Source organism: Clostridioides sp. ES-W-0018-02 (assembly GCF_020658175.1).
Lineage (GTDB): Bacteria > Bacillota > Clostridia > Peptostreptococcales > Peptostreptococcaceae > Clostridioides.
In genome coordinates this window covers 122,542-133,222 of the sequence record NZ_JACVVY010000008.1, presented here as the reverse complement: position 1 = coordinate 133,222, position 10,681 = coordinate 122,542, and the positions used below count along the sequence as shown (strand labels likewise).

The following is a 10,681-nucleotide window of genomic DNA, read 5'->3' as shown; positions in this document are numbered from 1 at the left end:
TGTGGTTACAATAGCAGAGAGGATACACCTGTTCCCATTCCGAACACAGAAGTTAAGCTCTCTAGCGCTGATGGTACTTGGTGGGAAACTGCCTGGGAGAGTAGGACGTAGCCACGTAATTTTTTTTATTTTTGTCAAAAAAAACAAAAAAATTATGTATTTCTTTTTTCATTTTGGGAAAACTAAACACAGGAATTATGGATTATCATAAAAATTTAATTCTTAAGGAGTGATATGAATGAAGAAAGTTGCTTTAGTTTTAGCTATAATTGGTGCACTTAACTGGGGAGCAATTGGTATTCTAGGAACAGATTTAATAGGTAGCATTTTCGGTGGAACATATGAAATGATAAGTAGAATAATATACTTTGTTGTGGGTCTAGCTGGATTGTATTTAATACCAAGTTTAATGTCTGATGACAGAGAATAATTCAATTTTTACTTTTTTATATTAAATACCTCATTCTAAATATTTAGAATGAGGTATTTTATTTTATAAAAATATTAATTTGTATCTTTTTTAATGGTAAAATAGATAGGAATCGAAGTTTTCAAACAAGTGGTAACAGTAGGGAAAAAGGAGTAATATATGTTTATAATTAATGAATTGAGTGAAATTGTAAATAAAGAAGTAATATCTTTTCATATGCCTGGACATAAAAAGGGAAAAATATATGAAAAATTAGGATATATAAATGTATTAGAAAATTTGTATAAAATGGATACAACTGAGATAATAGGGACAGATAATTTACATTCCCCAGAAGGAATTATAAAAGTCTCTCAAGAAAATACTGCAATGGTATTTAAAAGTGATTATACATATTATTTAATAAATGGAAGCAGTTGTGGCATCCAATCTGCAATAATGTCAGTGTGTAATCCTAAAAGTAAAATAATTGTGAATAGAGACTGTCACCAATCTGTTATAAACGGATGTATTTTGGGTGATGTAGATATAGAATATATTCCTTGCGAAATATGCAAAAATACTAATATTTTAAAAGGTGTGAATGTAATAAATGTAATTGATATAATAGATAAAAACTTAGATGCAAAAGCAATATTGCTTACATATCCTACATACTATGGAATGACATATGATTTGGAATATATCTGTAATTACGCACATAGCAAAAATATGGTAGTAATAGTAGATGAAGCACATGGTGCACATTTAGGACTTAGTGAGAAACTTCCTAAAACAGCTCTTGAGCAAGGTGCAGACGTGGTTATACAAAGTACTCATAAAACACTTCCATCTTTTACTCAATCATCAATGATACATGTACAGGAAGATAGAGTTGACTTAGATAAAATTTCAAACATGTTAAGAATTACTGAATCTTCAAGTCCTTCTTACTTATTATTATCTTCACTAGAATTAGCTGTAGATATATATGAAAATAAAGGCAAGGAATTAATGGAAGAACTTTTAGATAATATCCAAAATTTCAAAAATAATGTTAATAAAAATCTTGAAATATATAGTACAAATGATAAAACAAAAGTATTCATATCTGCTAAAAATATAGGATTAACAGGATATGAATTAGAAAATATCTTAAGAAAAAAATATAATATACAGGTAGAGTTGTCTAATTATTATGGCGTTCTATTAATCTGTACAATAGGAAATAGTACTCAAGATTTCATTAGTTTAGAAACGGCATTAGATGATATTGTAATAAAAGAATTTAAATCTACAAAACTAGATAACATAAAATATCCTGTTGATATTCCACAGAAAATATTAACACCTAGAGAAGCATTTTATAAAACTAAAAAAAGTGTTAAAATATATGACAGCATAGGTAAAGTATGTGGAGAATCTATAGTACCATATCCACCAGGGATAAATATAATATCCCCTGGCGAAATAATAAGTAAAGAAATAATAGATTATTTAAAGTTTTGTAGTTCTAAAGGTATGGTTATAAGTGGACTTAAAGATATGACTTTAAATTTTATAGAAATAATAGATTTAGAACATATATAAAGTAGGATTACTATGAAGAATCTATAGAATATTTATATATAAATTTATTTGAATAATATACTAAAATAGGCAAAATGTTTAGATGGAGGATATTAAAATGAGAGGTAAGTTAATAATTATAGAGAGTGGTTCAGATGCGAGTGGAAAGGCAACTCAAACAAAAAAATTATATGAAAGACTAAAAAAAGAAGGCTATATGATTAAGAAGGTAGAATATCCAAACTATGAGTCTCAATCATCTGCTTTGGTAAAAATGTATTTGAGAGGGGATTTTGGTAAAAATGCCTCAGATGTAGACCCATATATAGCATCAACTTTTTTTACAGCGGATAGATATGCATCATTTAAAACCGATTGGGAGGAATTTTATAATAAAGGTGGAATAATTATCGCTGATAGATATACAACCTCTAATATGGTGCACCAAGCTTCTAAAATGGACATTGCTGATAGAGAGGAATATCTTAACTGGCTGGCTGATTATGAATTTAATTTATTTAAAATACCTCAACCTGATTGTGTTGTATTTTTAGATGTTCCTATTGAGTTTAGTGAAAAACTTATGGAGAATAGAAAAAACAAAATTACAGGAGAAAAAGAGAAAGATATTCATGAAAGTGATATAGAGTATTTAAAGAAATCTTATAATAATGCTCTATATATAGCAGATAAATATGATTGGAAAAAAATAAATTGTGTTTCAAATAATAAATTAAGAAGTATTGAAAGTATACATAATGAAGTTTATGAAATAGTTCTTGATTCAATAAAATCTATGGAGAGATAAATATGTATTTTGAAAATATTATAGGACAAGATTTTGCAAAAAAATATTTAATAAATTCTATAAATAAAAATAAACTTAATAATGCGTATATGTTTGAAGGAATAGATGGAATAGGAAAAAAGAAATTTGCTGATGAGCTATCAAAATTGTTACTTGACTATGTAAATCTAGAAAATAGTCCAGACTATGTACTTATAAATCCAGATGGAAATAGTATAAAAATAGCTCAGATTAGAAACTTACAATCAGATATAGTAGTACGACCTCATAAAGACTATAAAATATATATAATAAATAATGCTGAAAAGATGACGGTAGAAGCTCAAAATGCCCTTTTAAAGACATTAGAGGAGCCTCCAAGTTACGCTATAATAATTTTAGTCACAAATAATAAAGAATCATTATTAGAAACGATAAAATCTAGATGTGACATAATAAAGTTTTCGCCTATACCAATAGCAGATTTAAAAACTTATTTAATAAATAAGGGCATAGAAGAAGAAAGAGCCCAAATATTGGCCACTTTTTCAAGAGGTAGTATTGAAAATGCTTTAGACTTATCTCAGTCGGCTGAGTTTTCAGTAATGAGGGACGATATACAACAATATATCCAAATAATGCTAGATAAAAATATAGTAGAGATTCTAAATATACCAAATAACATGGAGAAATATAGAAATCAGATTATAAGTTTATTGGATATTATGATAAACTATTTTAGAGACATTATTTTATTAAAAGAAAATGTAAATAGAGATATGTTAATAAATATAGATAAGCTAGTTTTTATCCAAAACATGAGTGGAAAAATTAGTTATTCTCAATTATCTAAAATTATTGATATAATAGAAGGTACAAAGACTAAAATTAAAAGTAATTGTAATTTCAATATAAGCATACAAGTTATGTCTTTAAATATATACGAGGTGATTAAATGATAAAAATAGTAGGAATTAGGTTTAAAAGTGCGGGGAAAATATATTATTTTGACCCTGTTGATTTTAATATAGAGCAAGATATGGATGTAGTTGTAGAAACTGCAAGAGGTTTAGAGTATGGTAAAGTAGTGGTTGGGCCAAAAGAAATGGACGAGAGCGAATTAGTTTCTCCTTTAAAGCCAATTATAAGAATAGCTACAGAAGAAGATAAGAAAATATATTTAGAAAATAAGGAAAAAGCAAAAGAGACTTTTGAATTATGTCAACAAAAGATAAAAGAACATGAGTTAACAATGTTTTTAATAGATTGCGAATATACATTTGATAGAAATAAATTGATTTTTTACTTTACAGCAGAAGGTAGAATAGATTTTAGAGAATTAGTAAAAGATTTAGCTGCCATATTTAAGACTAGAATAGAACTTAGACAAATCGGTGTTAGAGATGAGGCAAAGTCTATAGGAGGTCTAGGACCTTGTGGTAGAAAGCTTTGCTGTTCTTCTTGGTTAGGTGATTTTCAACCAGTTTCAATAAAAATGGCAAAAGACCAAAGCTTATCTTTAAATCCAACAAAGATATCTGGTATATGTGGAAGATTATTCTGTTGCTTAAAATATGAACATGATGTATATAGTGAAGCAATAGAAAAAATGCCTGTTGTAGGTGCATTGGTGCAATCAGATGATGGAAAAGGAAAAGTTGTAGAGGTAAATCCTTTGCTAGAACAAATCAAAGTGGAATTCCAAGACAAAACAGTAAAAATATATACAAGAGAAGATATAAAAATACTTAAAGAGCCTAAAAAGTGTGAGGGCTGTGGTGGTAAATGCAAGGGCAATGATGGATTAGATGAAGCTACACTAAAGGAGTTAAAGAAATTAGAAGATTAAATTTAAGGTAGGGCTTCTCCTACCTTTTTTAAAGCAATTAATGCTTAGAGCTACTAATATTTGAGGAGAGTTATATATGGGCATACAATTAAAAGATTCAGAGAGAATCGACGATTTACAATTAAAAGGTCTTAAAATTATACAAGATACTAATGGGTTTTGTTTTGGTATAGACGCTGTTTTATTAGCTAATTTTGCAAAAGTAAAAAAAGATGCTAAAGTTGTTGATTTAGGCACTGGTACAGGAATTATACCAGTTCTAATTGCAGGTAAAAGTGAAGCTAAGAAAATTATTGGTGTAGAAATACAAGATGATGTATATGAAATGGCAACTCGTTCTATAAAACTAAACAATTTGGAAGAAAGAGTTGAAATTATAAATGGAGATATAAAATCAATAGACAAAGTTTTGGAAGTTAATGGATATCATGTAGTTACATCAAATCCTCCATATATGCATATTGATGGTATAAAAAATCCAAATGATAAAAAAGCAATATCAAGACATGAAGTAAAGTGTAATCTAGAGGATGTAATAAGGACCGCATCCAGATTAGTTATGCCTAGAGGTAAATTTTTCATGATACATAGACCAACAAGATTGGTTGATATAATAACTTTAGGGAGAAAATACAGATTAGAGCCAAAAGTTATTCAGTTTGTTCATCCAAGACCTAAAAAAGCACCTAATTTGGTTTTGGTTCAATTTGTAAAAGATGGCAGACCAGAGCTTAAGATATTAGACCCACTATATGTCTATGGAGAAGATGGTAATTATACAGAAGAATTAAAATCAATATATAATAATGAAGATATAGGAGAGTTATAGATGAGTGGAAAATTGTACATATGTCCAACACCAATTGGAAATTTAGAGGATATAACGTATAGGACTTTAAGAATCTTAAAAGAAGTAGATTTAATTGCGGCAGAAGATACAAGACACAGTATAAAGCTTTTAAATCATTTTGAAATCTCAAAACCTTTGACTAGCTATCATGAGCACAATAAAGATTCAAAAGGCGATTATTTAATCAATAAATTAATTGATGGAGAAAACATAGCTTTAATAAGTGACGCAGGTATGCCTGGTATATCTGACCCAGGAGAAGAGATAATAAGACAGTCCATACAAAATAATATAGAGATAGAAGTATTACCAGGAGCAACAGCATTTGTAACAGCGTTGGTTGGCTCTGGTATGGATACACATAAATTTGTTTTTGAAGGTTTTTTGGATAGAGATAAAAAAGTTAGAAGACAACAGCTAGAAGAAATAAAAGAGGAAAGCAGAACTATAATTTTTTATGAATCACCACATAGATTGAAGGATACACTAAAAGATATGCTTAAAATTCTTGGAAATAGAAAAATTTCTGTAAATAGAGAGCTCACAAAAAAATATCAAGAGATAATAAGAGAAGATATAGAAACTGTTATAAAAATATTTGAAGAAAACGAAGTAAGAGGAGAGTTTGTATTAATAGTAGAAGGTTTCTATGGTGAAAAATCAGAAAAAAGAGATTATGATGCTCTTACAGATAGAGAATATGTTTTAAAGTTAATTGAAAGTGGTATGAACAAAAAAGATGCAATAAAAGTAGTTTGTAAAGATAGAAAATTAAAAAAGGATATTGTTTATAAACAAGTTCTGGATTTATAAAACCTGAATCTGAGGTGATTTTATGGAAATAGGAAAAATTATAATAGAGAGTTTAAAAAGGAAAGATACACATAAAACGTTTATAGAGTTGGATAAAAAGAATGAACTAGAAAAAGCAATCCCTAAAGTAAAAGCAATGAAATCTGTAGGAGAATGTAAATATCATGTTGTTAACTGTTTTGAACATTCTATAAATGCATTAAAAGAATTAGAAGTAGTGCTAAATGACAAAGAATTTTTTCCAAATCATTTGAGAGAACATGTGTCAAATTATTTGAATTTATATATTGATGATGAAATAAATAAGTCACAAGCATTAAAGTTAGGAATCTTTTTACATGATATAGGAAAGCCAGATAGTGTAACTTTAGATGAAACAGGTAGAGTTCATTTTACAAATCATGAAAAAATAGGTGCACAAATAGTAAATAATATGGGTACAAATTTAGAGTTATCAATACAGACATATAAACTTATAAGTAAATATGTAAGATATCATATGACACTTTTATCTTTATATAAGAAAAATGATTTGAGTAAAAAAGAGTTAGCTAATGTATTTAATTTAGTAGATGAAGATACTATAGGTATAATATTACTTGGATATGCAGATATAGTATCTACTATAAAATTATTAGGCAAGGATGAAGAAGTAGGTGTATTAAAGACCTATATGGAATATATTCTAACAAATTACTTATATAAGAGTAATTATACAAATGTATAAAGTTAGTTAATATAATTTAAGACTTATACAATTGATTTAAATTTAAAATATACAAACTTTAAAAACCTAAAAGAAGTTGTCTTTAATAGAATTAAAAAAGACAACTTTTTTTACATCAAAACTTAAAATTTTATTAAAAATATTTAATGGTGTATTAGCGAATAAACCATTAATGTTCAATTTATCTTACAATATTGATTTTGCTTGTATCGGTGTTGATAATATAACAGATGTCTTGGTAGAACCTATTTTCTTTATAGTATCAATCACGTTTTCTAATTCATACATATCTTTTACAATAACTTTTAAAAGTAAGCAATCATCACCTGTTATGTGGTGACATTCTACAATTCTAGGGTCCTTTCCAGCAGACTCAATGAATTCTGTATATCCATTACTTGGAAGAGATATGTGAATAAACGCTTTTATAACTCTACCTAATGAATCTGGATTAACAATTGCTTTATATCCTTCTATAACACCAGATTCTTCTAATCTCTTGACTCTTTCTGAAACTGCAGGAGAAGTTAAACCAACTATTTTTCCTAAGTCCTTCATAGAAATTCTCCCATCATCCTGTAAAATTTCTATGATTCTGTAATCTGTAACATCCATAAATAAACAGTCCCCCTTAAATAAAAATAATTAATGCCTATAAAACTTTTTTAGAATCTATCATTTTTGTTTTTAAATACCAAAGATCTCTAGATAAATCAACCTTGTAAATGTGTGGATTCGAAAGTCTTTTGTATTGTTCCCAGATAGTACTTAATTCATATTGTACATGATTTCTTATTTCAAGAACAGGTTTTTTATTATATTTGCATATTCCTTTTATATACAATGGCTTAAGAAGCTCTTTAACTTTATAATTTGTAAACGTCTTCGTTTTCCATGTATATGTAGGATGGAAGATTTCTAAAGGTTTAGATTCATCTATAACTTCATCATGTAACATAATTAAATCTGCCTCTGCTTTATTGTCCTCGTTATATATTCTTATAACTTTCTTGTAACCAGGATTATTTATTTTTTCTGGATTTTCAGAAATCTTTATCTTAGGTTCAAGCGTTCCTTTTTCACAAGATGCAGCTAATTTGTAAACTCCTCCAAGAGAAGGTGAATCGAAAGATGTAATGAGTTTCGTACCTACTCCCCATGAATTTATAGTAGCTCCTTCTGCCTTAAGTGATGTTATAGTGTATTCATCAAGGTCATTAGATGCAGTTATACTAATATCTGAAAAACCAGCACTATCGAGTTGTTTCTTTGCTTCTTTAGATAGATAAGCTAAATCTCCAGAGTCTAGTCTTATACCCATAGGTTTGTATCCTTTTTCAGAAATATTTTTGAAGACTTTTATTGCGTTAGGTACACCACTATTTAATACATCATAAGTATCCACAAGTAGTAGGCATTTATCTGGATAAACATCAGCATATGCTTGGAATGCTTCAAGCTCAGTATCAAATTTTTGTACCCAACTATGAGCATGTGTACCAATTATAGGAACATCAAACATCTTTCCAGCTAATACGTTTGCAGTTCCAGAACAGCCACCAATTACAGCAGCTCTAGCTCCATATATACCTGCATCTGGACCTTGTGCACGACGTAATCCAAATTCAAGTACAGTATCTCCTTGAGCTGCAAAGCAAACTCTAGATGCTTTCGTAGCAATAAGAGATTGAAAATTGACTATTGTCAACAATGCTGTTTCAATAAGTTGAGCTTGATACAAGGGTGCTTTAACAGTAATCAATGGCTCATTAGGGAACATTATAGTCCCTTCTTCAACAGCATAAATATCTCCTGTAAACTTAAACTCTTTCAAAAATTTTAAAAACTTGTCAGAAAATAAATTTAAGCTTTTTAAGTACTCCAAATCTTCATCTGAAAAATGAAGGTTATCTATGTATTCAACAACCTGATCAATACCACAAACTATAGTATACCCTCCATCACAAGCGTTTTTTCTAAAAAACATATCGAATACAACAATGTCTTCGTGAATATTTTTTTCAAAATAGCCATTTAACATAGTAAGCTGATATAAATCAGTAAGAAGTGTTAGATTTCTCATTATTTCTCTCCTTAATTATTATTAAATATTAAAAATTATAAAAACTCCCACACTTATACTAAAACATAATATAGTACAACTTTCAAGTATAAAGTATTACCTAACTATCATAAAATTATTTAAAGAGGAGGTTGATTATAATAGGAAAAATATGGTTTTACATGGTATCAATAGGAATAATAGGAAGTTTGATTTCTAAAAATATGGGAGAATTAAATAAAGTTATATTGAGTGAAACATCAAAAGGTATAGAATTTGCAATAAGTCTAGCTGGTATTATGGCACTCTGGATGGGTATAATGAATATTGCAAAAGAGTCAGGCTTGATTGAAAAAATAGGTCAGAAATTAAATCCTATAATGAGAAGATTGTTTCCTTCTATTCCAAAAGGTCACAAAGCAATGTCTTATATAGTTATGAATATTGCCTTGAACATGTTGGGTGCTGGTAATGGTGCAACAGCATTTGGCTTAAAAGCAATGAGTGAGCTTCAGACTTTAAATAACAAAAAAGATACAGCTACCAATGATATGATTATGTTTATGGTAATAAACATATCATCTATACAGATAATTCCATTTACTATAATTAAATTAAGAATGGATATGGGAGCTCAAAACCCAAGTGAAATAATTTTTACAACTTTATTTGCAACCATAATATCTACAGCAATAGCAATAATAACATGTAAATTTTTTCAAAGAAGATATAGATAAAGGGGATGTAGATATATGGAAGTATTTTCAAACTTACTTATACCAGTAATAATTTTGTACATAGTAGTTTATGGTAAATATAAAAAAATAGATGTATATGATAGTTTTGTAAAAGGAGCAATTGATGGTTTAAAGGCTGCATGGGATATTTTACCTTATATAATAGGTATATTTTTAGCAATAGGAATATTTAAAACTGGTAAAGGCCTTGATATGTTAGAATGGTTATTTACACCAATAGCAAATATGATGAGTATACCAAAAGAATTAATAGGTTTAATAAGTGTAAAACCTTTATCTGGAAGTGGTGCCTTGGGAATGTATAGCGAACTTGCACATAGAGTTGGAATAGGCAGTTTAGTAGAAAAAATGGGTGCTACAATTGTAGGCTCTTCTGAGACTATTTTTTATACAATGGCAATCTATTATGGGAGTTTAAAGATAAAAAATACTAGACATACATTGTCATGCGCTATGATTAGTCATGTTGCAGGAGTTATAGCAGCAGTTTTTATTTGCTATGTAATATTTGTATAATTTGTTGACAATGTGGGAAAAATTTTATAATATAGTGATTATATAGAAATAAATTGTAATATGAATTATAAGCTATGAAAAGAAGAGTAGATAAGGATTTTTTCTATCAGAGAGCTAGGTTAGGTGAAAGCTAGTGTAAAAAGATTTATTGAAGATGGTCTTGGAGCTTTTTATCTGAGCATATATGCTAGGGTAAAACGGTTGGGCACGTTATAGTCTACTAAGGTATCTATAAAGTTAATTTCTACATTTCATGTGAAACATAATCGTTATAGATGAATTAGGGTGGTACCGTGAATAATCTCGCCCCTATGTTAAATCATAGGAGGCGATTTTTTATT

At 28.6% G+C, this 10,681-nt stretch carries 12 protein-coding genes, 1 rRNA gene and 1 other annotated feature; of the genes, 11 read left to right on the top strand and 2 right to left on the bottom strand.

Annotated features, from left to right (window positions below; translation table 11 throughout):
• The 9 genes from rrf (at window position 1) to IC219_RS16430 (ending at window position 7,004) form a co-directional block, all read left to right on the top strand.
• A 5S ribosomal RNA gene (gene rrf, locus IC219_RS16470) occupies window positions 1–117 on the top strand.
• Window positions 118–238: 121 nt separating this feature from the next.
• A complete protein-coding gene (locus IC219_RS16465; protein WP_227436395.1) occupies window positions 239–430 on the top strand; it encodes a DUF378 domain-containing protein in 192 nt (63 codons plus the stop codon).
• A gap of 159 nt (window positions 431–589) precedes the next feature.
• The gene (locus tag IC219_RS16460) at window positions 590–1,999 is read left to right on the top strand and encodes an aminotransferase class I/II-fold pyridoxal phosphate-dependent enzyme (protein WP_227436393.1); all 1,410 of its coding nucleotides are present in this window, start codon (window positions 590–592) and stop codon (window positions 1,997–1,999) included.
• Between the two features lie 97 nt (window positions 2,000–2,096).
• Window positions 2,097–2,786, top strand: coding sequence for a dTMP kinase (locus tag IC219_RS16455; RefSeq protein WP_227436391.1), 690 nt, complete (start codon window positions 2,097–2,099; stop codon window positions 2,784–2,786).
• Window positions 2,787–2,788: 2 nt separating this feature from the next.
• Entirely contained in the window at window positions 2,789–3,724 is a 936-nt protein-coding gene (locus tag IC219_RS16450; RefSeq protein ID WP_227436388.1) for an ATP-binding protein, read from the top strand.
• Window positions 3,721–4,614, top strand: a complete 894-nt coding sequence (locus tag IC219_RS16445) for a stage 0 sporulation family protein (RefSeq protein ID WP_227436386.1) — start codon at window positions 3,721–3,723, stop codon at window positions 4,612–4,614. The genes IC219_RS16450 and IC219_RS16445 overlap by 4 nt, the downstream gene beginning before the upstream one ends.
• A gap of 76 nt (window positions 4,615–4,690) precedes the next feature.
• The gene (locus IC219_RS16440; RefSeq protein ID WP_227831534.1) at window positions 4,691–5,443 is read left to right on the top strand and encodes a tRNA1(Val) (adenine(37)-N6)-methyltransferase; all 753 of its coding nucleotides are present in this window, start codon (window positions 4,691–4,693) and stop codon (window positions 5,441–5,443) included.
• Complete coding sequence (rsmI, locus tag IC219_RS16435; protein WP_227436381.1) at window positions 5,444–6,277, top strand: 16S rRNA (cytidine(1402)-2'-O)-methyltransferase; 834 nt, start codon at window positions 5,444–5,446, stop codon at window positions 6,275–6,277.
• A gap of 22 nt (window positions 6,278–6,299) precedes the next feature.
• Window positions 6,300–7,004 (top strand): HDIG domain-containing metalloprotein, encoded by a 705-nt coding sequence (locus IC219_RS16430; protein ID WP_227436379.1) that lies wholly within the window; start codon window positions 6,300–6,302, stop codon window positions 7,002–7,004.
• 186 nt (window positions 7,005–7,190) lie between these two features.
• Here the strand turns inward: IC219_RS16430 and IC219_RS16425 are convergent, their stop codons facing one another.
• On the bottom strand, window positions 7,191–7,619 hold the full coding sequence (locus tag IC219_RS16425; RefSeq protein WP_021386461.1) for an Lrp/AsnC family transcriptional regulator: 429 nt from the start codon (window positions 7,617–7,619) through the stop codon (window positions 7,191–7,193).
• 37 nt (window positions 7,620–7,656) lie between these two features.
• Entirely contained in the window at window positions 7,657–9,087 is a 1,431-nt protein-coding gene (locus IC219_RS16420; protein ID WP_227436377.1) for a nicotinate phosphoribosyltransferase, read from the bottom strand.
• 131 nt (window positions 9,088–9,218) lie between these two features.
• Between IC219_RS16420 and IC219_RS16415 the strand changes: the two genes are divergently transcribed.
• Window positions 9,219–9,803 (top strand): nucleoside recognition domain-containing protein, encoded by a 585-nt coding sequence (locus IC219_RS16415; RefSeq protein WP_227436375.1) that lies wholly within the window; start codon window positions 9,219–9,221, stop codon window positions 9,801–9,803.
• A 15-nt stretch (window positions 9,804–9,818) separates the two neighbouring features.
• Entirely contained in the window at window positions 9,819–10,340 is a 522-nt protein-coding gene (locus tag IC219_RS16410; protein WP_227436373.1) for a spore maturation protein, read from the top strand.
• A 65-nt stretch (window positions 10,341–10,405) separates the two neighbouring features.
• Window positions 10,406–10,654, top strand: a binding site (T-box leader).
• The last annotated feature ends 27 nt before the right edge of the window (window positions 10,655–10,681 follow it).

Excerpts from the sequence above, each read along its gene's own strand:
- IC219_RS16465 (WP_227436395.1), top strand. The coding sequence starts at position 239 with ATGAAGAAAGTTGCTTTAGTTTTAGCTATAATTGGTGCACTTAACTGG.
- IC219_RS16440 (WP_227831534.1), top strand. The coding sequence starts at position 4,691 with ATGGGCATACAATTAAAAGATTCAGAGAGAATCGACGATTTACAATTA.
- rsmI (WP_227436381.1), top strand. The coding sequence starts at position 5,444 with ATGAGTGGAAAATTGTACATATGTCCAACACCAATTGGAAATTTAGAG.
- IC219_RS16450 (WP_227436388.1), top strand. The coding sequence starts at position 2,789 with ATGTATTTTGAAAATATTATAGGACAAGATTTTGCAAAAAAATATTTA.
- IC219_RS16410 (WP_227436373.1), top strand. The coding sequence starts at position 9,819 with ATGGAAGTATTTTCAAACTTACTTATACCAGTAATAATTTTGTACATA.
- IC219_RS16445 (WP_227436386.1), top strand. The coding sequence starts at position 3,721 with ATGATAAAAATAGTAGGAATTAGGTTTAAAAGTGCGGGGAAAATATAT.
- IC219_RS16420 (WP_227436377.1), bottom strand. The coding sequence starts at position 9,087 with ATGAGAAATCTAACACTTCTTACTGATTTATATCAGCTTACTATGTTA.
- IC219_RS16430 (WP_227436379.1), top strand. The coding sequence starts at position 6,300 with ATGGAAATAGGAAAAATTATAATAGAGAGTTTAAAAAGGAAAGATACA.
- IC219_RS16455 (WP_227436391.1), top strand. The coding sequence starts at position 2,097 with ATGAGAGGTAAGTTAATAATTATAGAGAGTGGTTCAGATGCGAGTGGA.
- IC219_RS16425 (WP_021386461.1), bottom strand. The coding sequence starts at position 7,619 with ATGGATGTTACAGATTACAGAATCATAGAAATTTTACAGGATGATGGG.
- IC219_RS16460 (WP_227436393.1), top strand. The coding sequence starts at position 590 with ATGTTTATAATTAATGAATTGAGTGAAATTGTAAATAAAGAAGTAATA.